The organism is Ruegeria sp. CDSA089, from assembly GCF_059612205.1.
The window spans coordinates 443,781-464,864 of the sequence record NZ_JBXWQD010000002.1; the positions used below are offsets into that span (position 1 = coordinate 443,781).

General features: G+C 59.3%; 23 protein-coding genes. 12 read left to right on the plus strand and 11 right to left on the minus strand.

Translation table 11 applies throughout. The features are described 5' to 3' along the window. Nucleotides 1-36: 36 nt before the first annotated feature. The 6 genes from AC2FJ6_RS07870 to secG form a co-directional block, all read right to left on the minus strand. A complete protein-coding gene (locus tag AC2FJ6_RS07870) occupies nucleotides 37-780 on the minus strand; it encodes a phosphate/phosphite/phosphonate ABC transporter substrate-binding protein (protein ID WP_174819334.1) in 744 nt (247 codons plus the stop codon). 5 nt (nucleotides 781-785) lie between these two features. Further along, nucleotides 786-1,223, minus strand: a complete 438-nt coding sequence (locus AC2FJ6_RS07875; protein WP_170769364.1) for a tellurite resistance TerB family protein — start codon at nucleotides 1,221-1,223, stop codon at nucleotides 786-788. Between the two features lie 20 nt (nucleotides 1,224-1,243). Then, nucleotides 1,244-1,693 (minus strand): tellurite resistance TerB family protein, encoded by a 450-nt coding sequence (locus AC2FJ6_RS07880; RefSeq protein WP_170769836.1) that lies wholly within the window; start codon nucleotides 1,691-1,693, stop codon nucleotides 1,244-1,246. A 103-nt stretch (nucleotides 1,694-1,796) separates the two neighbouring features. Then, nucleotides 1,797-2,564 carry an isocitrate lyase/PEP mutase family protein gene (locus AC2FJ6_RS07885; protein ID WP_170769365.1) on the minus strand — a complete coding sequence of 256 codons (768 nt, stop codon included), beginning with the start codon at nucleotides 2,562-2,564 and terminating at the stop codon, nucleotides 1,797-1,799. Nucleotides 2,565-2,658: 94 nt separating this feature from the next. Continuing rightward, nucleotides 2,659-4,302 carry a CTP synthase gene (gene pyrG, locus AC2FJ6_RS07890; RefSeq protein WP_170769366.1) on the minus strand — a complete coding sequence of 548 codons (1,644 nt, stop codon included), beginning with the start codon at nucleotides 4,300-4,302 and terminating at the stop codon, nucleotides 2,659-2,661. A 161-nt stretch (nucleotides 4,303-4,463) separates the two neighbouring features. After that, nucleotides 4,464-4,832, minus strand: a complete 369-nt coding sequence (gene secG, locus AC2FJ6_RS07895) for a preprotein translocase subunit SecG (RefSeq protein WP_170769367.1) — start codon at nucleotides 4,830-4,832, stop codon at nucleotides 4,464-4,466. A gap of 150 nt (nucleotides 4,833-4,982) precedes the next feature. On the opposite strand from secG, the gene nthA reads away from it, so the two are divergent. From nthA to AC2FJ6_RS07920, 5 genes are all read left to right on the plus strand, one after another. Further along, on the plus strand, nucleotides 4,983-5,597 hold the full coding sequence (nthA, locus tag AC2FJ6_RS07900; protein ID WP_170769837.1) for a nitrile hydratase subunit alpha: 615 nt from the start codon (nucleotides 4,983-4,985) through the stop codon (nucleotides 5,595-5,597). Then, nucleotides 5,594-6,271 carry a nitrile hydratase subunit beta gene (gene nthB / locus AC2FJ6_RS07905; protein WP_170769368.1) on the plus strand — a complete coding sequence of 226 codons (678 nt, stop codon included), beginning with the start codon at nucleotides 5,594-5,596 and terminating at the stop codon, nucleotides 6,269-6,271. Before nthA ends, nthB begins: the two co-directional genes overlap by 4 nt. Further along, nucleotides 6,268-6,603: a nitrile hydratase accessory protein gene (locus tag AC2FJ6_RS07910; protein WP_170769369.1), complete on the plus strand. Its 336-nt coding sequence runs from the start codon at nucleotides 6,268-6,270 to the stop codon at nucleotides 6,601-6,603. The genes nthB and AC2FJ6_RS07910 overlap by 4 nt, the downstream gene beginning before the upstream one ends. A gap of 213 nt (nucleotides 6,604-6,816) precedes the next feature. Then, nucleotides 6,817-8,112 (plus strand): adenylosuccinate synthase, encoded by a 1,296-nt coding sequence (locus AC2FJ6_RS07915; protein WP_170769370.1) that lies wholly within the window; start codon nucleotides 6,817-6,819, stop codon nucleotides 8,110-8,112. Further along, nucleotides 8,112-8,354 carry a DUF2842 domain-containing protein gene (locus tag AC2FJ6_RS07920; RefSeq protein WP_170769371.1) on the plus strand — a complete coding sequence of 81 codons (243 nt, stop codon included), beginning with the start codon at nucleotides 8,112-8,114 and terminating at the stop codon, nucleotides 8,352-8,354. The genes AC2FJ6_RS07915 and AC2FJ6_RS07920 overlap by 1 nt, the downstream gene beginning before the upstream one ends. A 15-nt stretch (nucleotides 8,355-8,369) precedes the next feature. Here the strand turns inward: AC2FJ6_RS07920 and AC2FJ6_RS07925 are convergent, their stop codons facing one another. Next, nucleotides 8,370-8,915 (minus strand): GNAT family N-acetyltransferase, encoded by a 546-nt coding sequence (locus tag AC2FJ6_RS07925; RefSeq protein ID WP_170769372.1) that lies wholly within the window; start codon nucleotides 8,913-8,915, stop codon nucleotides 8,370-8,372. 167 nt (nucleotides 8,916-9,082) lie between these two features. After that, nucleotides 9,083-10,756, minus strand: a complete 1,674-nt coding sequence (locus AC2FJ6_RS07930; RefSeq protein WP_496668763.1) for a hypothetical protein — start codon at nucleotides 10,754-10,756, stop codon at nucleotides 9,083-9,085. Between the two features lie 123 nt (nucleotides 10,757-10,879). Here AC2FJ6_RS07930 and AC2FJ6_RS07935 point away from each other — a divergent pair, with 123 nt between their 5' ends. Next, the gene (locus AC2FJ6_RS07935; protein WP_170769374.1) at nucleotides 10,880-11,587 is read left to right on the plus strand and encodes a thiamine diphosphokinase; all 708 of its coding nucleotides are present in this window, start codon (nucleotides 10,880-10,882) and stop codon (nucleotides 11,585-11,587) included. On the opposite strand, the gene AC2FJ6_RS07940 is transcribed toward AC2FJ6_RS07935, so the two are convergent. Genes AC2FJ6_RS07940 through AC2FJ6_RS07950 form a run of 3 tightly spaced genes read right to left on the minus strand, consistent with a single transcriptional unit; the run spans nucleotide 11,532 to nucleotide 14,568 of the window. Then, a complete protein-coding gene (locus AC2FJ6_RS07940) occupies nucleotides 11,532-12,446 on the minus strand; it encodes a DMT family transporter (protein ID WP_170769375.1) in 915 nt (304 codons plus the stop codon). The genes AC2FJ6_RS07935 and AC2FJ6_RS07940 overlap by 56 nt on opposite strands. Before the next feature lie 45 nt (nucleotides 12,447-12,491). Then, entirely contained in the window at nucleotides 12,492-13,865 is a 1,374-nt protein-coding gene (locus tag AC2FJ6_RS07945) for an L-serine ammonia-lyase (RefSeq protein WP_170769376.1), read from the minus strand. A gap of 1 nt (nucleotide 13,866) precedes the next feature. Beyond that, on the minus strand, nucleotides 13,867-14,568 hold the full coding sequence (locus AC2FJ6_RS07950; protein ID WP_170769377.1) for a glutathione S-transferase family protein: 702 nt from the start codon (nucleotides 14,566-14,568) through the stop codon (nucleotides 13,867-13,869). 168 nt (nucleotides 14,569-14,736) lie between these two features. Between AC2FJ6_RS07950 and rpiA the strand changes: the two genes are divergently transcribed. The 6 genes from rpiA (at nucleotide 14,737) to AC2FJ6_RS07980 (ending at nucleotide 20,895) form a co-directional block, all read left to right on the plus strand. Continuing rightward, nucleotides 14,737-15,522: a ribose-5-phosphate isomerase RpiA gene (rpiA, locus tag AC2FJ6_RS07955; protein WP_170769378.1), complete on the plus strand. Its 786-nt coding sequence runs from the start codon at nucleotides 14,737-14,739 to the stop codon at nucleotides 15,520-15,522. A gap of 102 nt (nucleotides 15,523-15,624) precedes the next feature. Continuing rightward, on the plus strand, nucleotides 15,625-16,983 hold the full coding sequence (gene gor, locus AC2FJ6_RS07960) for a glutathione-disulfide reductase (RefSeq protein ID WP_170769379.1): 1,359 nt from the start codon (nucleotides 15,625-15,627) through the stop codon (nucleotides 16,981-16,983). 72 nt (nucleotides 16,984-17,055) lie between these two features. After that, entirely contained in the window at nucleotides 17,056-18,198 is a 1,143-nt protein-coding gene (gene hflK, locus AC2FJ6_RS07965; RefSeq protein ID WP_170769380.1) for an FtsH protease activity modulator HflK, read from the plus strand. Continuing rightward, entirely contained in the window at nucleotides 18,198-19,076 is an 879-nt protein-coding gene (gene hflC, locus AC2FJ6_RS07970) for a protease modulator HflC (protein ID WP_170769381.1), read from the plus strand. Before hflK ends, hflC begins: the two co-directional genes overlap by 1 nt. Continuing rightward, complete coding sequence (locus AC2FJ6_RS07975; protein WP_170769382.1) at nucleotides 19,076-19,270, plus strand: DUF2065 domain-containing protein; 195 nt, start codon at nucleotides 19,076-19,078, stop codon at nucleotides 19,268-19,270. The genes hflC and AC2FJ6_RS07975 overlap by 1 nt, the downstream gene beginning before the upstream one ends. 185 nt (nucleotides 19,271-19,455) lie before the next feature. Further along, nucleotides 19,456-20,895, plus strand: a complete 1,440-nt coding sequence (locus tag AC2FJ6_RS07980; RefSeq protein WP_170769838.1) for a Do family serine endopeptidase — start codon at nucleotides 19,456-19,458, stop codon at nucleotides 20,893-20,895. Nucleotides 20,896-21,084: the final 189 nt, after the last annotated feature.

The window sequence follows — 21,084 nt, forward strand, 5'->3', positions numbered from 1 at the left end:
AACCGTCAAATTGACCAGACGTTCTGGTCGAATCGATCAGGGATTGAGCAGCTTGGCAGCATCCTGCGAAGGGTTGGGGATGGCTAGATAGTCGCGGGCCGGTATCTCTATCAGATCCAAAAGGTGCAATGCATTGCGGTCGCGCGGGGATAAGGCGTTGATCGCACGCCGAACAGCTTGAGTTATGGCGGCCGCATCTTGAGTGCCCGATGTGATATAAGGCAGCGCCGGAGTGGGAGCTGTTGCCTCGACATCCCGCAATGCGGTTCCCAGCTTGGTGTGTTCCTTCAGCATCAACCAGGTTAGCGCATCCAGCGCTGCGAAATCGGCCAGACCGTCGGCAACAGCGCGCGCTGAGTTGGCATGTGCGCCTGTTTCCAAAGCAGACATCGGGCGTAGGCCCAAAGCCTCCAGGTGTACCAAAGGTCCGGTCCATCCAGACTGAGAAAGCGGCTCATTATAGGCAAAAACACCACGTGATAGCTCGGTCAAGTCGCGCGGGTCCTGAGTTCGCGCCACAAAAACCGAACGATAGTGGCCCGGTGGGCATCCCGAAAGCCCATGATCCGGTGTTCCTACCAGTTGCACCTGATCTTGCAAATGGGTGCGATAGGGCATTCCGCAGGTCTGCGCGAACAACAGGTCAGGGCTTTGCCAAACCTCCCATGCGTCGACATCGCGGGTCAGTTCGACAGGTCCATAGCCCAGATTGTCTCGGATCAGGGTCCAAAAGCGGTCGTGGGCAGGCCGCAGGCCGGGCATGTCGTACATGCCCAGCATCGCAATCACGACTTGGCGGCCTTTTGTCTGGCCAGCGCAGAATCCACATCGCTGACGCCAAGCAAGCTAACCACAAGTCGTAGCAGCGAGTCCTCCTCGCCGGTGCGGTGCCCATCAGCCAGCGCTACAGACCAGAGCGCCTGTACGACGGCCAGACGATCGTCATAGGCCACGGCTTCTTTGATGGCGCGGGTAAAGCGCACGGTATCGGGGGCCTCGGACTCAAGATCTTCGGCGCGGGCGCGCAGACCGGCCGCCTCGAACGGGGACAGGCCATAGCGTTCGGCGGAAATTCGGTCGATTCGCGCCATTTCGCTGTCGGCATAGTCATTGTCAGACCGCGCGATGCGCACCAGCAGCGCCGTTAGGGCAAGGCGGGCATCATCATCGACAAGTGGGTCGGGCTGGGGCTGCGTGAGCCGGGACAAGAAATCACTGAACATGGGTCAGATATAGATTGGGCCTAAGCCTCTTCCAAGCGCCTTTGCACCCGTTCGCGGGCTGTCTGGCTGTCATTATAGCTGAGCCCCATCGAAATACGGGCCTCTTCCACGATTTTCATCTCTCCCTCATCTGACTTTCCGTCGGCCAACACGACTTCCCACAAGGCGTCAAGCGCGGCGAGGCGTTCGTGCAGATCTGTGGTTTCGCGGATCAGTTTGCCGAACGTGTCGGTTTCTGGCGCAGCAGCGTGTAGCTTTTCGCAGGTGGCGCGAACCTTGGCGGCCTCGATCGCGTTATGCTGATAGAGCCGCGCAAGAATGCGGTCGATCAGGCTGATCTCTTCCAGTTTATAGTCCCGGTCCGCTTGCGCGACCCGCACCATCAGAGCCCCAAGGGCCAATTCGGCATCGGGGTCGGGCAGGGCATCGTGTTGGGGCGGGCGAAAGGCCTGAAAGAACTTTTTCAACATAGCGTGAGGATATTCCATATTTTGTAGTCCGCCAAGCACGGACTACAGGCCATAGCCTCAAATTGACATTTCTTTGCCGGGCGTCGCCCTGCGTGGCGGGGCGTCAGCCCAAGGCCGCTGCGGCCTGTTCCTGTAGCCACGCCACCATTTTGCGATAGGGCACAGGGCCATAGCTGATCCGCGCAACCCCCAGCTTGGCCAAAGTTGCGGTGTCGGGAGTGCCGGGCAGGGCAATGATGTTCACCGGCAGATCCGTGGCCTCACACAGGCGACCGATCATGGCTTCATCCTTTAAACCGGGGGCAAAGAATCCGCTGGCACCTGCATCGGAATAGGCTTTGGCGCGGGCGATGGCGTCGTTCAGCATCGCGTCGTCATGGGTGTCCGGCTGCGCCTTGAGGAAGATATCAGTCCGCGCGTTGACAAAGGCGGGGATACCGGCGGCATCACAACCCGCGCGCATCGCGGCCACGCGGGTCGCCTGCGTTTCGATGTCAAACAGGTCCTTGGTGCCGATGATCTGATCTTCGAAATTGAAACCGATGACCCCGGTCTCCAGCGCGCGCTGTACGTTATCCGAAATGCCCGCCGCATCCGTGGCATAAGCCCCTTCGAAATCCAGCGTCACTGGAAGGTCCACCGCACCGATGATGCGCCGAGCGTTGTCCAACACATAATCCATGGGAATGTTCTGACCGTCCCCGAAACCCTGCGCCATCGCAACTGGTGCGCTGCCCGTGGCCAAGGCTTTGGCCCCGGCATCCTGCACGGCCTTGGCGCTGCCCGCGTCCCAGATATTGTAGAGGATCACCGGATTGCCCTTTTGATGCAGGGCGGCAAAGGTCTTGGCGCGGGTGGTTTGATCGGTCATGGCAGGGCTCCTGTCTTGAAATTTGAAGACAGTTAACCCTGCAAAGGGGCGTTTCGAATAGAAAAATCGAAAGCGCCCCTCACTTTGAGGTGACTTAGACCAGACGCGACGTCTCTTTCGCAGCGCGTACGAAGTCGCGGAACAGAGGGTGGGGCTCAAACGGTTTGGATTTGAGCTCGGGGTGGTATTGAACCCCGATGAACCATGGATGATCGGACCATTCGACAATCTCGGGCAGACGGCCATCGGGTGACATGCCCGAGAATTTCAGGCCCGCTTTTTCTAACTTATCCCGATATTTGATGTCGACCTCATAGCGGTGACGGTGACGTTCTTCGATATTTGAGCCGCCATAAACCTCGGCCACCTTGGATCCATCCGCCAGAACCGCATCATAAGCGCCCAGACGCATGGTGCCGCCCTTGTCGTCGCCAACTTTGCGTTCGACCTTGTGGTTGCCCTGTACCCATTCTTTCAGATGGTACACCACGGGTTCAAAACGCTTTTTCCCGGCCTCATGGTCGAATTCTTCGGACCCGGCCTCGGTGATGCCTGCTGCGTTGCGGGCGGCCTCGATCACAGCCATCTGCATGCCTAGACAAATGCCCAGGTAAGGCACCTTATGTTCGCGGGCATATTGGGCCGCCTTGATCTTGCCCTCGGTGCCGCGCTCACCAAAGCCGCCGGGGACGAGGATTGCGTGGAAGCCCTCTAGATGCGGGGCGGCGTCTTCGGTGTCGAAGACCTCGGCATCGACCCACTCGACCTTTACGCGGACACGGTTCGCCATGCCGCCATGGGTCAGCGCCTCGGCGATTGATTTATAGGCGTCTTCCAATTGGGTGTATTTGCCGACGATAGCCACCTTCACTTCGCCCTCGGCGTTGTGGATGCGGTCGCTGACGTCTTCCCATTTCGCCAGATCTGGCTTGGGGGCCGGGCTGATCTGGAACGCGTCCAGAACCGCCTGATCCAGACCTTCGCGGTGATAAGCCAGCGGGGCGTCATAGATGGTGCTGAGGTCCTGCGCCGCGATCACGCTGTCTGGGCGAACGTTGCAGAACAGGGCCAGTTTCTCACGTTCTTTCTTCGGAATCGGGCCTTCCGAGCGGCACACAAGAATATCCGGTGCCAGACCGATGGAGCGCAGTTCCTTGACCGAGTGCTGGGTCGGCTTGGTTTTCAGCTCGCCGGACGCCTTGATGTAGGGCAGCAGCGTCAGGTGCATAAACATGCACTGACCACGCGGCTTGTCCTGACTGAACTGACGGATGGCCTCGAAAAAGGGCAGGCCCTCAATATCGCCCACGGTGCCGCCGATTTCACACAGCATGAAATCAACCTCGTCCTCGCCAATGGCGATGAAATCTTTGATCTCGTTGGTGACGTGGGGGATCACCTGAATGGTCTTGCCCAGGTAGTCTCCGCGACGTTCTTTCTCGAGCACGTTAGAGTAAATCCGACCCGAGCTCACCGAGTCGGTCTTGCGCGCAGCAACACCTGTAAAACGTTCATAGTGGCCAAGGTCCAGATCGGTCTCGGCCCCGTCGTCGGTGACGAACACTTCGCCATGTTCAAATGGCGACATCGTGCCGGGGTCAACGTTCAGATAGGGATCCAGCTTGCGCAGGCGAACCGAGTAGCCCCGCGCCTGCAACAAAGCGCCCAAAGCCGCCGAAGCCAGCCCTTTGCCCAAGGACGAAACCACACCACCGGTGATGAAAATAAAACGCGCCATGTTGTTCGGCTAGCTCCCGTGAGACGTCAAAATCAGCTGCCCGACGGTTTACGAAAAACCGTTGCATCACGGGACTTCACACATAAAGGATTCGCGCCCATAGCGCAAGAGAACCGCAAGATGCTGTTGCAGTTCTCTGTCAGATTCCTAAGTTTTGTGGCTTAATCCGCTTGCGGGATCAGCGGCGCGTTGTCGCCCTGCGCTGGCGGCAGCAGATCGTCCGCCGACGGAACCGCCGGTGCGCTTTCTTCGGTCGAAGCCGGAGCAGGGACGCCCAAACGGTCAATGACCGAGCTGCCCGAGGATTTCTGCGCCGCAATGATCGTCAGCGTGATCGAGGTGACGATAAAGCACGCCGCCAGAATCCATGTCACCTTGCTCAGCGCTGTTGCAGCGGCGCGTCCGGTCATGGCACCGCCACCGCCGCCGCCACCCATGCCAAGGCCACCGCCTTCGGACCGCTGCATCAGGACGACGGCGATCAGGCCCAAGGCCAAAAGAAGATGGATGATGAGAACGACGTTTTCCATGGTGGTCCTGTACAGCGTGGCGTGTATCGCGTGGTACTTATGCAAGTTTGGGTCCGGGGGCAAGACACGAGTTTCCATCACCTCTGGTGATGTGTGATATCACGTCAAAGGGACTGGACAGAATGGCGGATCGTGACGCAACCTGCCGCCATGCCACATGACGATCACGACCACCCGCACGCGCTGTTGCCGCCGGAACCTGCGCTTCGAGTCAAGGCGCTGGAGACGATTCTGACCCGTAAGGGTCTGATCGACCCGGCGGCTTTGGATGAAATTATCGACACCTATCAGAACAAGATCGGCCCTCAGAACGGGGCGCGCGTTGTCGCCAAGGCCTGGGCGGACCCCGAGTTCAAGCGCGCCTTGCTGGAAGATGCAACGCCAGTTGTCGCCGATCTGGGGTTTTACGGGCGTCAGGGCGAACATATCGTGGTCGTTGAAAACACGCCCGAGCTGCACAATATGGTCGTGTGTACCCTGTGCAGTTGCTATCCGTGGCCGCTGCTGGGTATTCCGCCGGGCTGGTACAAATCCGATGCCTACCGCGCCCGCGCCGTGCGTGAACCACGCAAAGTTTTGGCTGATTTCGGCGTGTCTCTGCCCGAAGACACCGCCATTCGCGTCTGGGACTCAACGGCTGAGATTCGGTATCTGGTTCTGCCGATGCGTCCCGAAGGCACAGAAAGTCTGTCCGAGGACGAGCTAACCGCCCTTGTTACCCGCGACAGCATGATCGGCACCGGTCTTCCCAAGGTGCCCTCATGACCCGCGTTCACGATATGGGCGGGCGGTTCGGGGATGGCTCAGTTATCCCCGAGGCGGAAGATGCTCCAGTTTTCCCGCAGGAATGGCATGGGCGTGCTCTGGCCGTAACTTTGGCTGCTGGCTTCCTGGGGCAATGGAATATCGACATCTCGCGCCATGCGCGCGAACGTCTGTCACCAAAGGACTACACACGGTTTTCCTACTACGAGAAATGGATTTCGGGCTTGGCCGACCTCTTGATTGAACGGGGTGTCCTGACGTTGGAGGACCTAAAAGGCGGGAACGGTGACACCCCCCATCCGTTGGCGTCGCGAGCCCTGAAAGCAGAGAACGTCAGCGCCGCCCTGGCCAAGGGCGGACCTGCGGATCGTCCGTCCCAGATTGCCATTCGTTTCCAACCGGGACAGTCCGTTCGCACGGCGCACCCATCTGCCAACCGCCTGATGGATGGAGGGCACACTCGGCTGCCAATCTACGCGGCCGGTGCGCAAGGGCGGATTTTACGCCTCCATGGGACACATGTATTGCCTGACTCCAACGCGCATGGGTTGGGGGAAGCTCCTGAACCACTCTATGCAGTGGCATTTGCGGCTTCAGAGCTTTGGGCAAACCCGGAAAACCCAAAGGACGAGGTCGTGCTGGACCTCTGGCAAAGCTATTTGGAACCCGCATGACTGAACGCATCACACACACTGCGCCCGAGCCGGTTTTCGCCAAACCCTGGCACGCCCAAGTCTTCGCAGTGACTGTTGCATTAAACGAAGCAGGCCGATTCGAATGGCCGGACTGGGCTGCCCGGTTTTCGGCAACATTGAAACGAAGAGGACTTGCGAAAGAGTTGGACGGCGGCGACGATTATTTCCATGCATGGTTGGAAGCGCTGGAGACTTTGTTGGAAGACAGCGGAGAAACCAGCGCGCAGGATATCGGCAAGATGTCTAGAGCTTGGGAAAACGCATATCTGAATACGCCGCATGGTGATCCGGTGAAATTGGCAACCGGGTAGGGGGCTCTGCCCCCGCCGCCCGTTCCGGGCGTCTCCCCCGGGATATTTCTGGCCAGATGAAGCAGGGGACCGGCTCTTCATCTGGCTATAAATATCCCCGCCGGAGGCACCGCGCGCAGCGCGGTTCGAAGCTGCGGCGAATTATCGGTTTCCCTGTCGCTGACACATCGCTATACGAGCCGAGTTTGATTACTCAGCGCAAAAGGACCTGTTATGGCCAATGTGGTTGTTGTCGGCGCCCAGTGGGGCGACGAAGGTAAAGGCAAGATCGTCGACTGGCTTAGCGAGAGGGCAGATGTGATCGCGCGTTTTCAGGGTGGACACAACGCCGGTCATACACTGGTTATCGATGGCGAGGTCTACAAACTGCACGCGTTGCCGTCCGGCGTAGTCCGCGGAGGCAAGCTGAGCGTGATCGGTAATGGTGTTGTGTTGGACCCTTGGCATCTGCTCAAGGAGATTGGGACCATTCGCGCGCAGGGTGTCGATATCTCTCCTGAAACACTAATGATCGCCGAGAATACACCTTTGATCCTGCCTATTCACGGCGAGCTCGATCGGGCACGTGAGGAAGCCGCAAGCAAGGGCACCAAGATTGGGACCACTGGTCGTGGGATCGGCCCGGCTTATGAGGACAAGGTGGGGCGCCGATCCGTTCGTGTTGCTGACTTGGCCGATGAGGCAACGCTCGAGGCGCGCGTCGACCGGGCGTTGCAGCATCATGATCCGCTGCGTAAGGGCTTGGGGATCGAGCCGGTTGACCGCGACGCGCTGATTGCGCAGTTGAAAAACGTCGCGGCGGAGATCCTGCCCTTCGCCGCACCGATCTGGAAAGTGCTGAACGAAAAGCGCAAGGCCGGTAAGCGCATTTTGTTCGAAGGGGCACAGGGGGCTTTGCTGGATATCGATTTCGGCACCTATCCGTTTGTGACCTCGTCCAACGTGATTGCCGGTCAGGCGGCAACGGGTGTGGGTATCGGGCCGGGATCGATCGATTTTGTGCTGGGCATTGTCAAAGCATACACGACCCGTGTTGGCGAAGGTCCGTTCCCGACCGAACTGGATGATGCCGACGGTCAGCGCTTGGGCGAGCGGGGCCATGAATTCGGTACCACCACGGGGCGCAAGCGCCGCTGTGGCTGGTTTGATGCCTGTCTGGTGCGTCAGACCTGTGCAACCAGTGGTGTGAACGGCATCTCGCTTACGAAACTGGACGTTCTGGACGGGTTCGAGACCTTGAAGATCTGTGTTGGGTACGATCTGGACGGTGAACGTCTGGACTACCTGCCCACCGCTGCGGATCAGCAGGCGCGTTGCAAGCCCATTTACGAAGACATGCCGGGTTGGAGCGAATCCACTGAAGGCGCGCGGAGCTGGGCGGACTTGCCTGCCAATGCGATCAAGTATGTGCGCCGGGTCGAGGAACTGATCGAATGCCCTGTGGCCCTTTTGTCCACCAGCCCGGAGCGGGACGACACCATTTTGGTGACCGACCCGTTTGCTGACTGATGAGCGGCGAAGAAAAGCCGGGCCTTAGCTATAAGGCGCGGCGCAGATGGTCTCTGGTTCTGCTGTTGGTGGGATTGCCGGCCTATATCGTGGCGGTTGTAACGGTCGTGAACTGGCTCGATCGACCGCCGATTTGGTTAGAACTTCTGGTCTATGTGGTTCTGGGCGTGCTCTGGGCTTTGCCGTTCAAATTTGTGTTTAAGGGTGTTGGCAAGGACGACCCGGATAACCCACAGGATTGACCGCCAATACCGACCTCACCTTCGAGGCCAACTGAGAATTGCACGGGCGAATGCATGGTATTCTCCGGAGATTTCTTCAGCCAGGCTAAAGGGTGAAGGCCATGGCGTCGCCAGTGTTGCTTCGATCTGGCCTGTGATTAGTTTCAATTCTGCTTTGTGCTTGGCTGCCAGACGACGCATCTTTTGGTTGGTGGCAAGGCACAGCATGTGGACTTCGTTGATCCCGCGATTGCGTGCAGCGGTAAGGAGGCGGGAGAGCAACCCGTCTCCAATGCCCCTGTCTTGCCAGCCAGTTTCAACAGTTAGCGCGACCTCTGCTACGTAGTTCAGGCTGTCCGGAACAGCCCGAAGTTCCCCTACGCCGCGCAGTCGTGAATCCGGGAAAGCCCCAAAAATCAACGCCGCATCATCAAAGATACCGGAAAGATAAGCTTCAACGAATTCTGTGCTGACGGGCGCGCCGAAACGCGATGTCAGTGCGTCACTATCCAATGATTTGAAGTGGCTTTCGATTTTGGGCCTGTCATAGGGCCTCAGACGGCGAATCGGAAGTTCATACATGGCGCGACCTCTGTTTGAACCGAGGGAAAAGTGCCTGGCGTAGTGGTTCAAACCTAGCATAATTCTGCGGTGCAGCATAGCAGGACGCTAGGTACTTTCAGTTTAGTGCTCAAAAAAAAGGGCCAGAGGAATTTCTCTGGCCCTTCTGGTTTTAGTTTTTTTGGCGGTCAGCCCGCGGCGCGTTCGTCGTCGTCGGGGCGGAAGCCGATATCCGTTGAGGCTGCAAACCGGCCACCACCGGCTTTTTCGATTTTGCCGTCGCGCAGCAACTGACCGAATGAGCGCAGGCTTTCCTCGCGGTTGAAATCCGCCTGTTGGAGCGACCGGATTTTGTTCATCAATTGCGGACGCGAGAACTGCTCCTGACCTTCGATAAATGACAGATAGGATGCGGCGGCTTCCAGAAGGTCGGGCAAGGACTGGGCGCCCTGTTCTTGTGCGAAAAGGGCAAAGCCGCCTTCTTCGCCCGCCTGAGCATCCTCAGATGAAGACACGCGGCGCGGCGTGACGGGGGCTGCCTCAGGGGCATCCGCGTCGATACGCTGCTCGGCGACCAGTTTCAGCGGGGCCATCTTATCTGATTGCGGGCGCGTGCCGGTGACCTGAATGTCCGGCCGGCGTGGGCTGACCGATGCGGTCAGATCACGATAGACGCTGTCATCAGATGTTTCTTCGGCTTTTGGCTTGTCCTTGCGCTCGGCTTCGGTCGCGGCCACTGCAGCGCGCAGGTGCGAGTATGTCTCGCGCTGATCTGTGGTTGCCGGGTCCTCCATCTGGACATCGGCTTTGTCCATAAGACGCGAAACGTCCTGGTCCAGGCTTCCGGTATCCGAGGCAGAGTCCGCCGCGCGTCGGGCAAGAAAAGCCTCGACATTCGAAATCTCGCTCAGCAGGTCTTCTTCATCGTCGGCAGTCAACACCCCTTCCTCTTGGGTGGTGTCGTCCTCCGGCATATCCATGGCTTCCTCGTCCTCCTGCAGCAGGTTGACGGGATCGTTTTCTTCCATGGCATCGGCTTCGGGTGTCAGGTCTTCTTGCGCTGCTTCCTCGGCCTCTTCAACCATCGCGGCAAGCTGAATTTCTTCTTCCGGCTCACCATCAGATACTTCGGTTGGGGCTGCTTGGACTTCTTCTGCAGGTTCACCGAATTCGGTGCTCAGGGTATCGTCGAAGACCTGCTCAGTTTCTTCAGGCGCATCTTCGACAATCTCATCTTCGGCCAAGGCTTCTTCGATCGCGGCCACGGCCTCTTCCGGGGATTCCTGCGGTTCAGTATCGGACGCTTCGCCCAAATCCTCGGCGCTTAGCGAACCAGCTTCGAACGCTGCGGCCACAGCGTCCGACGGTCCGGCCGCCGCCTTCATCAAGGTCGTTTCTTCATCCTCGGAATAGATGACGGTGTTTTCGTCCGAATGGGAAACGACCGCGCGGATGCGTTGCAGTTTGGCGGCGATGCTGTCGGCGGCAGGGGGGGACGCGTCTTCGATCTCGTCCGCCTCGGCAGCCACCGGATCGGGTTGAGTCGGTACAGGCTCAGGGTCGGCGGCGGGCGTGGGTGCGGCGGCAATCGGGGCGGGTGCGGGTTGTTCAGTGGCACGCAACAGCAGGCCGGAGTCATTCTGGCTGGCTTCCACCCGCCGCGCGACATCGCGCTGAGCGATGCGGGCCAACATCTCGGCATCCGGTTGCGGGGGTTCTGACCCAAAGTAGCGATCCTCGGCGGCAAGGTCGCGGAAATATTCTGCGATTGCCTTCATTGTCTCGAAGGAATCGTCAAAGCCTTCCAAAGTGCATGAGAAGGTTCCGTATGAAACGGTCAAAACCTTGTTATTCTGTACCATCAGACGCACGTCCTTTACAAACTACGAGAGCCAACCCGCCCGGCGATGGGCATACCCATTGGCCCTGAACTATGCCAATCAGCCTATCATTTTGTGGTTTCAATGTGTCCAAATCCGGGAAAAATGATCAATCTTAGAAAAAACACGGGAATTGTACGCTGTGATGGGCCAATAACGCTAGTCGGCGGCGGAGAAATCAACCCAAAGGACATCGAGCTGGCGCTGATTCGCGCCGAAACCTGCGTTGCAGCTGATGGAGGGGCCGCACCGCTGCTGGATGCAGGGGTCATTCCCGACGCGGTGATTGGCGATTTTGATTCGCTTTCACCGGATCACAAGGCGCGGATTCCGGCGGATCGGTTGTTTCCCATACGTGAACAGGACAGCACGGATTTCGACAAGGTTCTTCGCAATGTGGAAACGCCGCTGGCGCTGGGTGTCGGGTTTCTGGGTGCGCGTCTGGATCATCAGCTGGCGGTGCTTAACGCTCTGGTTCGGCATCAGGATCGCCCCTGTATCTTATTGGGCGCGCAGGAAGTGGTGTTTCACGCACCACCCCGGATCACATTGCCTTTGGCGGTGGGGGAGACCGTGTCATTGTTTCCTTTGCGGCGCATAACCGGGCGCAGTCAGGGGCTGGAATGGCCGATTGACGGGTTGGAACTGGCCCCGGATGGGCAGGTCGGGACCTCGAACCGCGTAGTATCAGAGGTGACGCTGGAAATGGAAGGGCCGGGGCTGCTTGTGATGGTGCCTCGGGATGCGTTGGATCAGGTCATGCAGGCGTTTCTGTCGGGGCAGACCGGGCGCTGGCCCGCTCTCGCAGAATGACGAAAAGTCCGGCGGCGATGGTGATGGCGATCCCGATGGCTGCGATTCCGTCGGGCAGGTCGTGGAAGATCAGCCAGCCAATCAATGTGGCGACGGGGATTTCCAGATATTGCATCGGGGCCAGTGTGGCCGAAGGCGCATAGCGCAGGGACCACGTCATGAACAGATGCGCCACGGTGCCCAACAGACCGATGGCCCAGAGAAGCACATAGGTGCCATAGGCGGGTGCGATCAGCGACAGTTCCCATACACCTGCGGCGGTTCCGATCAGAAGAAACGGCAACATAAGGCCTGCGGCCATGGTGCCCGAGACCGCTTGCAGGGCGATTGGGTCCGTCTCCTTCGCAATGTGCCGTGTGACCAGCATGAACAGCGAAAAGACCACGGCAACCACCAGCGGCAACAAAGCCGCGGCGCCGACTTGCACAAAGCTGGGCTGAATCACCAACAGCGTACCGATAAACCCGACGATACAGGCGATCAGGCGGCGCAGGCCGACCTCTTCCCCCAGAACGTATTTGCCGAGTAGCAGCATGATGAAGGGCATGACAAACGCGATGGCCACCGCGTCTGCCAGCGGCAGATATTGCAGCGAGGTGAACATCGCGCTGATCCCGATGATGTGCAGAACTGTACGTAGCAAGGTCAGCCGAAACACGCGACGGGACATCCGCCAGAGCCGCCCTGTCATGGCGACCAGCGGCACAAGCACCAGCGCCTGCACGGCGAAGCGCACAAAGACCAGCATGGCTACTGGGGTCGTCTCGCCCAACAGCTTGGCCATCGCATCGCCCGCCGGGGCGAGGACGCAAAAGCCAAGCATCAACATGATGCCAAGAACAGGACGATCCTGAGTCATGGGCGGCACGCTACGGGGTTTGCGCCGCCGATGAAAGCGACAGTCTCAGCAGTTTGGGACGTTCACGGCCAAACCGCCCAGCGAGGTTTCCTTGTACTTCTCGTGCATGTCGTGCCCGGTCTGGCGCATGGTCTCGATCACCGCGTCAAGCGGGACAAAATGATGCCCGTCCCCGCGAAGCGCCAGAGACGCGGCTGAAACCGCCTTGATCGCCCCCAATCCATTGCGTTCGATGCAGGGGACCTGAACCAGCCCGGCGACCGGGTCGCAGGTCATGCCAAGGTGATGCTCCAACGCGATTTCAGCGGCGTTTTCTACCTGTTCCGGCGTACCGCCCATCACCGCGCACAAACCTGCGGCGGCCATGGCTGAAGCGCTGCCGACCTCGGCCTGACATCCGGCCTCGGCCCCCGAGATTGAGGCGTTGAACTTGACCAACCCGCCAATAGCGGCGGCAGTCAGCAGGAAATCCTCAATGCGGCTTTCAGAGGCACCCGGCACGTGGTCCAGGTAATAACGCAGCACCGCAGGCAGCACGCCCGCCGCGCCATTGGTTGGGGCGGTGACGACCTGACCCCCAGCGGCGTTTTCCTCGTTCACGGCCATGGCGTAGACGCTCATCCAGTCGTTGATCGTATGCGGGGCGTTCAGGTTCATGCCCCGCTCGGCTTGCAGCGCGTCATGGATGCCCTTGGCGCGGCGGCGCACATGCAGGCCACCAGGCAGGATGCCATCGGTGTTCAGACCACGCTCGATACAGTCGTTCATCACTTGCCACAGGCGCGCGGTGCCCTTGGCGAAACTGTCCGCGCACCCGCGCGCGATCTCGTTGGCGCGCTTCATTTCGGCGATGCTTTTGCCACTGGCTTTGGCCATGTCAAGCATCTCGACTGCGGATTTGAAGGGGAAGGGCACCGGGTCGCCTTCGTCGGTCGCCTTGCCCTCGGCCAGTTCCTCTTCGGTCAAAACAAAGCCGCCGCCGATCGAGTAATAGACTTGTCGCAGGATCACATCGCCCTGTGCATCTGTGGCCATCAGGATCATGCCGTTGGCGTGGCCGGGAAGGTTGTGTTCATAGTCAAAGACCAGATCAGTCTTCGGATTGAACTCCAGCGTCGGCAGCCCCTCGGGCGTGACGCTATGCGTTTCGTTGATCGCGGCCAGCGCGGCCTCGGCCTTTTCATTGTCATAGGTGTCGGGCACGAAACCGGCGAGGCCCAAAATGGTGGCGCGGTCGGTGGCATGGCCGACTCCGGTGAACGCCAGCGATCCGTGCAAAGACCCGCGCAGCCCCGAAAATTCGAACGGAGAGGCGCGCATCTGGTCCAAAAACCGCGCGGCGGCCACCATCGGCCCCATAGTGTGCGACGAGGACGGGCCGATGCCCACTTTGAACATATCGAAGACAGACAGGAACATATCAGGTAGCAGAGCCTTCTGGAGGGTTAGCATAAGTCGGGGCGGTGAAGGGCGTGGCGCCCAACCCCTCGGCCGCGATGGCGGCGCGGGTTGCGGGACGGGCTTCCAACTGCATCACGATGCGTTGCAAATGGGGTGAATCAGCCAGTTGATACCAACTGCGATCCGCCTTGGCAGGATAGAGCGCCATCCAGCGCATCTGGCAGGCCAAATAATAGGTCAAAACCGACGGGCTGTCAGGATGCAGCCAGTTCGGAGTGCTTTGGGCCAGCGCATCCAGCAATTTCAGGTGATGCCGCAGGCGCGGGCGGATACCTGCGCGCAGGGCGTCGGCCTGTGCCGCGTCGATATATTTCTCGGCATAGAATAAAATGCGCAGATCTGCGTGCAGCGTGTTCGAAGCAAAGAACATCCATTTCAGAAACGCGGCCCGCTCGGGATCGGTGGCAGCGGGGGCCAGCTGCCCATGGGTGTCCGACAGCCACAGCAGAATGGCGGCTGTTTCGAAAATCGGGCCCTGCGGCGTTTCCAGCACCGGGATCAGCCCGTGCGGGTTCAACGCGCGATAACCCGCGCTGTCCTGCGCGTTGCGGGCGCGATCCACCAGCACGGTCTCGAACGGCAGGCCCATCTCGGACAGTGCCAGCCGGATCACCAGCGAGGCGTTGTCGGGGGCATAGTGCAGGCGATAGGGCGCGGTCATGAAATCTATCTATACCTTACATCATTTTCCTAAAGCCCCGATTGCGACGTTTCCAATCGGAAACGCGTAGTTTCGCGACGTGTTGGCCTGCGCGGTTCTGCAATTCGCCCTCGCAGTTGGCGCGGGCATTCCGTATACGTTGCCTCAGTAAGACAGGGGGATACCGCCATGACCGCAGAAATGTCACCGATCGACCGGGCAAAATACGTGGCCGCGCGTCGGGCCGCCGATCTGGTGCAGGACGGTATGCGCGTGGGGCTGGGGACCGGGTCCACCGCCGCCTGGATGGTGCGCCGTTTGGGCGAACGGGTGCAGGAGGAAGGCCTGAAGATCAAGGGCGTTCCCACCTCGACCCGGACTGCGCAGCTTGCGCGTGAGGTCGGGATCGAGGTCGTGTCTTTGGATCAGGCGGGGTGGTTGGACATGACCATCGACGGCGCGGATGAGTTCGATCAGGAGATGAACCTGATCAAGGGCGGCGGCGGCGCGCATTTGCAGGAAAAGATCGTCGCGACGGCCAGCGATCAGATGGTGGTCATCGCCGATGCCGGGAAAGAGGTTGAGACCCTTGGCGCTTTCCCCCTGCCGCTCGAGGTCATTCCTTTTGGCTGGCAGACCACGCGCACTCTGGTCGAAGAGGTTCTGGATACGATGGACGTTCTGGGGACTTCGACTGCTTTGCGGATGGATGGGGACGTGCCCTTCGTCACGGATGAAGGCAACCATGTGCTTGACCTGCATCTGCACCGTATCGGAAATGCCCGGCAGCTGGCTTTGGTGCTGAATCAGGTGCCCGGCGTGGTCGAAAACGGGTTGTTCATCGACATCTGCGACAAGGTGGTGATTGGCCATGGCGATGGCAGGGTCGAGATCAGGGATATCAATGAGGGCACGACCGAAACAGAGCAACCTGCCGACAGCGATGAGAACCTGTTTTTGGACATTGCGGACTGATCCGAATGATTTCTTCGCAAAATTCGGCCCATCAAGGGTTGGCAGTTTAGCAATCGACCCCAGATAAGCAACGAAATTTGGCCTGACAAAAAGGAACTCGGGATGAGCTTTGACTATGATCTTTTCGTCATCGGCGGAGGCTCTGGTGGAGTCCGCGCCGCGCGTGTCGCGGCGGGTGAAAACGGGGCCAAGGTGGCGCTGGCCGAGGAAGATCGCTATGGCGGAACCTGCGTTATCCGGGGCTGTGTGCCCAAAAAGCTGATGGTTTTCGCCAGTGAGTTCTCGGGCATGGTGGGTGACGCGCAGGCTTATGGTTGGGATATCCAGCCCGGCGCGTTCGACTGGAATACGTTCCACGGCAAGCTGGTAACAGAACTGGATCGGCTGGAAGGCATCTATCGCAACATCCTGAAGAACAACGGCGTGGAAAGCTTTGACCAGCGGGCCACCGTGGTGGATGCGCATACGGTTGAACTGGCCGATGGCACCCGCAAGACCGCCAAGCATATCCTGATCGCCACCGGCGGTCGCCCGGTTGTGCCTGAGTTTCCGGGATCAGACCTCGCCGTCACTTCAAACGAGATTTTCCACCTGCCGAAACTGCCCGAAAACATCCTGATCGTGGGCGGCGGCTATATCGCCAGCGAATTTGCAGGGATCATGAATGGGCTGGGCGTCAAGACCACGCAATTCTATCGCGGTGAACAAATCCTTCGCGGCTTTGACCAAGAGGCCCGCGATTTGATCTGCAACGAAATGCGCGCAAACGGGATCGACGTGCGCCTGGGTACCAATGTGGTTGAAATGGCCAAGGATGGCGACAAGATCCGCGTCAAAGCCACCGACGGGACCGAGGATCAGTTCGACGTGGTCATGTACGCCACCGGTCGCGCGCCCAATGCCGACAATCTAGGGCTTGAGGCTGTTGGTGTCGAACGTGGCCGCAAGGGTGAGATCATCGTGGATGAATACAGCCAGACCGGCGTGCCCTCGATCTATGCCATCGGGGATGTGACTGATCGTGTAAACCTGACCCCGGTTGCGATCCGCGAGGGCATGGCCTTTGTGGAAACTGTGTTCAAGGGCAACCCGACGCCCGTGGATCACGAACTGATCCCGACCGCGATCTTCACCCAGCCCGAAATGGGCACCGTTGGCCTGAGCGAAGAAGAAGCGGCAGCACAGGAACCGGTCGAGATTTATGCAACCTCGTTCAAACCGATGCAAAAGGCGTTTGCGGGTGGGACCGACAAGGTGATGATGAAGCTGATCGTGTCTCAGGCGACGCGCAAGGTGCTGGGCTGTCACATCGTCGCTCCGGGCGCGGGTGAGATGATCCAGCTGGCGGGTATTGCCGTAAAGATGGGCGCAACCAAGGAAGATTTTGACCGCACGGTCGCCGTTCACCCGGTCATGGCCGAAGAACTGGTGACAATGCGTCAACCTGTGCGCACTGCTTGATTTGCAACCACGCGCACACAAGTTACAAGGGAACCCGTGATCACACGGTCCAACACAAGGGAAAAGATACATATGGCGGGCAACAGCGGTGGCCCCTGGGGGGGCGGAGGCTCCTCGGGCGGCGGAGGAAATCGGGGTAACAACGGGAACGGGCAACGCCCGCCCGAAGGCGATGGTCCGCAGATCCCCGAGATCGACGATCTGGTGAAAAAGGGTCAGGAACAGCTGCGTGTGCTGATGGGTGGACGCGGAGGTTCGGGTCGTGGAGGCAACGGCAAGGGCGGCGGCGGTGGTCCGCTGTTCACGAAGGGGACCGTGCTTATCGGTCTCGTCGTTGGTGCTGTGCTGTGGGGCGCGGCCAGCTTTTACACTGTTAAACCCGAAGAACAGTCGGTTGAACTGTTTCTGGGCGAGTTTTCATCGGTTGGAAATCCCGGCCTGAACTTTGCCCCTTGGCCGTTTGTCACCGCCGAGGTTATCCCGGTCACTCGGGAACAGACGGAAGACATGGGTGGAGCACGCGGCAGCGACGATGGATTGATGCTGACCGGGGACGAAAACGTGGTCGATATCGACTATCAGGTCGTCTGGAACATCAGCGACCCTGCCAAGTTCCTGTTCAATTTGCGCGATGCGCGTCAAACGATCCGTGCGGTGTCTGAATCGGCTATGCGTGAGATTATCGCACAAAGTGAGCTGGCACCGATCCTAAACAGGGATCGTGGTGTGATCGCAGAACGCCTGCAAGAGCTGATCCAATCGACAATGGACAGCTATGATTCCGGCGTAAACATCATCCGTGTGAACTTCGACAAGGCCGACCCGCCGCAGGACGTGATCGCCGCCTTCCGCGACGTTCAGGCCGCGGCGCAGGAACGTGACCGTCTGCAAAATGTGGCGGACGCTTATGCCAACCGCGTGTTGGCGGAAGCGCGCGGTGAAGCCGCGCAGGTGCTGGAGGAGGCTGAAGCCTATCGCGCCCAGCAGATCAACAGCGCCATGGGTGAGGCCAGCCGCTTTAGTGCGGTTCTGGAAGAGTATTCCAAAGCACCCGACGTAACCCGGAAGCGCCTCTATCTGGAACGGATGGAGCAGGTTTTGGGTGACGTGGACAAGATCATTCTGGACGAAAACTCGACCGGTTCGGGGCAGGGCGTTGTGCCGTACCTGCCGCTAAATGAACTGCGCCGCAATTCTGGGCAGGAGAGCAACTGATGCGTAAATCACCAATTATTCTAGGTGCAGTTGTCTTGTTGGTAGTGGGCATCCTGTCCTCTATTTTCATCGTGGATGAACGTGAACGGGCGTTGGTCCTGCAATTCGGACGCGTGGTTTCCGTCAAGGAAGAACCCGGTTTGGCCTTTAAAATTCCGCTGATTCAGGAAGTTGTGCGCTATGACGACCGTATCTTGTCGATCGACGTGCAACCGCTTGAAGTGACGCCTCTGGACGATCGCCGTTTGGTGGTCGATGCGTTCGCGCGCTACCGGATTTCGGATCTGGAGCAGTTCCGTCAGGCGGTCGGTGTCGGCGGCATTCCGGTGGCAGAGGATCGTCTGGACCGTATCCTCCGCGCTGAAACGCGGGAAGTGCTGGGGTCGGTCTCGTCCCGTGACATCCTGAGCTCCGACCGTGCAGCGTTGATGCTGCGCATCCGCAACAGCGCGATTGCCGAAGCGCGGGCGCTAGGTGTGAACGTGATCGACGTACGCCTGAAGGCGACGGATCTGCCGCAGGCAAACCTGAACGCAACCTTCGATCGGATGAAGGCCGAGCGGGAACGTGAAGCGACCGACGAACGTGCCCGTGGTAACGAGGCCGCTCAGCGTGTGCGCGCACAGGCCGACCGGACCGTGGTTGAACTGGTGTCGGACGCCAACCGTGAGGCCGAGATCATCCGCGGTGAGGCTGACGCCGAACGCAACGCGATCTTCGCCGAAGCCTTCGGCAAAGACCCGGAATTCTTCGAATTCTACCGGTCGCTGTCGGCCTATGAACGCGCGCTGGGCGGTGGCAACAGCTCGATGGTGCTGAGCCCGGATTCCGAGTTCTTCAACTACCTTAAGTCGCCCACAGGGCAGGCAACCCAGTAATGGGAATGATCCTTCTGGCCTTTGGGCTGGTGTTGATTGTCGAGGGGCTGGCCTATGCGCTGGCCCCTTCGCTTATTGAACGCATGTTGGAAGCGTTGCGCAGCCTGCCCGAACAGGCGCGGCGGCTGGCCGGATTGCTGTGCGTGGTCTCGGGTCTGGTGCTGCTTTGGGCCGCGTATCAGGTCGGGTTTTAATACAGCCTTTTCACTTGCCGGTGATTTCCCCGCGATCCTCAGTTGCGGGCTTGGCCAAACCGACTACATTGGTTGTCAAGAAGGACCGCCTGCGGGCGATCCACCGTGTATTGACGACAAGGAGTTCCCAAGTGCAGGCACAAGCGCGCAGTATTTCCGTCCGGCGGGACGAGGTTGTTGGTTTCATGCGGCTGATGTGGTTGGCCATTGCCGGGATGGTTCTGGTTCTGGCCCAAACCGTCGCCGCGCAGGCGCGCGGGGAAAGCCTTGCGCCTCTGGCTGAAAAGATCAGCCCGGCGGTGGTGAACATCACCACTTCAACCTTGATCGAAGGGCAATCCGGGCCGCAAGGCATTGTGCCCGAGGGCTCTCCGTTTGAAGATTTCTTTCGGGAGTTTCAGGATCGAGAGGGTGATGACGACAACCGCCCGCGCCGCAGTAACGCGCTGGGTTCGGGTTTTGTGATTTCCGAGGATGGTTTCATCGTCACGAACAATCACGTGATTGCCGAAGCCGATGAAATCCTTGTTGAATTTTTCCCCGGCGACGGTCAACCCAAGAAAGAGCTGCCTGCAAAGGTCATCGGCACTGATGAGAAAACCGATATCGCACTGCTTAAGGTCGAGGCCTCGGGGCCACTGCAATATGTGCAGTTCGGCGATAGTGATGTGGCACGTGTGGGCGATTGGGTGATTGCGATGGGCAACCCGCTGGGTCAGGGCTTTTCGGTTTCAGCCGGGATCGTCTCGGCCCGCAATCGTGCGCTGAGCGGGTCCTACGACGACTACATCCAGACCGATGCAGCGATCAACCGGGGCAACTCGGGTGGGCCGCTGTTCAATATGGATGGAGAGGTCATTGGTGTGAACACCGCGATTCTGTCGCCCAATGGTGGCTCAATCGGGATTGGTTTCTCGATGGCGTCGAATGTGGTGATCAAGGTCGTGGATCAACTGCGCGAGTTTGGTGAGACCCGCCGTGGTTGGCTGGGTGTACGCATTCAGGACGTGACCGAGGATATGGCCGAAGCCATGGGTCTGGAAAAGCCCGGCGGTGCGTTGATCAGCGATGTGCCGGACGGCCCAGCCAAAGAGGCTGGCCTGCTGGCGGGCGATGTGATTCTCAGCTTTGATGGTGTTGAGGTTGAAGACACGCGCGGTCTGGTGCGGCAGGTCGGTGAAACTACGGTGGGCAAATCTGTCCGCGTAGTTGTGCACCGTGATGGCGGCACGCAGACCGTTCTGGTGACATTGGGCCGCCGTGAGGATGCCGAGCGTTCCGGTGGGAGTGAAGAAGAACCTGCAGAGGAAGCTCCGGTCGAGGAAGACGCGGATATTCTGGGTCTGACGATCTCACCGTTGACTGAGACGCTGCGCACCGATCTGGAATTGGATGCTGACGCTGAGGGACTGGTTGTAACAAATGTGGATGAAGCCTCGGAAGCTTATGCCAAGGGCCTTCGGGCGGGTGATCTGATCACCGAAGCCGGTCAGCAGAAGGTCGCGTCGATTCAGGATCTTGAGACGCGCATGGACGAAGCACGCGAAGCGGGCCGCAAGTCGCTGCTGCTGCTGGTACGGCGTGGTGGCGATCCACGTTTTGTAGCACTTAGCCTGGGCGAATAACCTGCCTTTCAGATTGCAAGAATGGCCGGGGTCTGCACCCCGGCCTTTTTTTTCATACACCGGAAATGAGAAGAGCCGCACACCGGGGAAGGCGTGCGACTCTGATACAGGGAGAGGTCAGTGGACAGATATCGGGGATGATTCTCTGACCTCCTACGGTAACAGTTATGAAGATAGTCTTAACGGCTA

Excerpts from the sequence above, each read along its gene's own strand:
- AC2FJ6_RS07935 (WP_170769374.1), top strand. The coding sequence starts at position 10,880 with ATGATCAATCTTAGAAAAAACACGGGAATTGTACGCTGTGATGGGCCA.
- hflC (WP_170769381.1), top strand. The coding sequence starts at position 18,198 with ATGCGTAAATCACCAATTATTCTAGGTGCAGTTGTCTTGTTGGTAGTG.
- AC2FJ6_RS07975 (WP_170769382.1), top strand. The coding sequence starts at position 19,076 with ATGGGAATGATCCTTCTGGCCTTTGGGCTGGTGTTGATTGTCGAGGGG.
- AC2FJ6_RS07950 (WP_170769377.1), bottom strand. The coding sequence starts at position 14,568 with ATGACCGCGCCCTATCGCCTGCACTATGCCCCCGACAACGCCTCGCTG.
- secG (WP_170769367.1), bottom strand. The coding sequence starts at position 4,832 with ATGGAAAACGTCGTTCTCATCATCCATCTTCTTTTGGCCTTGGGCCTG.
- AC2FJ6_RS07910 (WP_170769369.1), top strand. The coding sequence starts at position 6,268 with ATGACTGAACGCATCACACACACTGCGCCCGAGCCGGTTTTCGCCAAA.
- gor (WP_170769379.1), top strand. The coding sequence starts at position 15,625 with ATGAGCTTTGACTATGATCTTTTCGTCATCGGCGGAGGCTCTGGTGGA.
- AC2FJ6_RS07980 (WP_170769838.1), top strand. The coding sequence starts at position 19,456 with ATGCGGCTGATGTGGTTGGCCATTGCCGGGATGGTTCTGGTTCTGGCC.
- AC2FJ6_RS07945 (WP_170769376.1), bottom strand. The coding sequence starts at position 13,865 with ATGTTCCTGTCTGTCTTCGATATGTTCAAAGTGGGCATCGGCCCGTCC.
- nthB (WP_170769368.1), top strand. The coding sequence starts at position 5,594 with ATGACCCGCGTTCACGATATGGGCGGGCGGTTCGGGGATGGCTCAGTT.
- AC2FJ6_RS07885 (WP_170769365.1), bottom strand. The coding sequence starts at position 2,564 with ATGACCGATCAAACCACCCGCGCCAAGACCTTTGCCGCCCTGCATCAA.
- pyrG (WP_170769366.1), bottom strand. The coding sequence starts at position 4,302 with ATGGCGCGTTTTATTTTCATCACCGGTGGTGTGGTTTCGTCCTTGGGC.
- AC2FJ6_RS07875 (WP_170769364.1), bottom strand. The coding sequence starts at position 1,223 with ATGTTCAGTGATTTCTTGTCCCGGCTCACGCAGCCCCAGCCCGACCCA.
- AC2FJ6_RS07940 (WP_170769375.1), bottom strand. The coding sequence starts at position 12,446 with ATGACTCAGGATCGTCCTGTTCTTGGCATCATGTTGATGCTTGGCTTT.
- AC2FJ6_RS07915 (WP_170769370.1), top strand. The coding sequence starts at position 6,817 with ATGGCCAATGTGGTTGTTGTCGGCGCCCAGTGGGGCGACGAAGGTAAA.
- AC2FJ6_RS07930 (WP_496668763.1), bottom strand. The coding sequence starts at position 10,756 with ATGGTACAGAATAACAAGGTTTTGACCGTTTCATACGGAACCTTCTCA.
- hflK (WP_170769380.1), top strand. The coding sequence starts at position 17,056 with ATGGCGGGCAACAGCGGTGGCCCCTGGGGGGGCGGAGGCTCCTCGGGC.
- rpiA (WP_170769378.1), top strand. The coding sequence starts at position 14,737 with ATGACCGCAGAAATGTCACCGATCGACCGGGCAAAATACGTGGCCGCG.
- AC2FJ6_RS07925 (WP_170769372.1), bottom strand. The coding sequence starts at position 8,915 with ATGTATGAACTTCCGATTCGCCGTCTGAGGCCCTATGACAGGCCCAAA.
- AC2FJ6_RS07870 (WP_174819334.1), bottom strand. The coding sequence starts at position 780 with ATGCTGGGCATGTACGACATGCCCGGCCTGCGGCCTGCCCACGACCGC.
- AC2FJ6_RS07880 (WP_170769836.1), bottom strand. The coding sequence starts at position 1,693 with ATGTTGAAAAAGTTCTTTCAGGCCTTTCGCCCGCCCCAACACGATGCC.
- nthA (WP_170769837.1), top strand. The coding sequence starts at position 4,983 with ATGCCACATGACGATCACGACCACCCGCACGCGCTGTTGCCGCCGGAA.
- AC2FJ6_RS07920 (WP_170769371.1), top strand. The coding sequence starts at position 8,112 with ATGAGCGGCGAAGAAAAGCCGGGCCTTAGCTATAAGGCGCGGCGCAGA.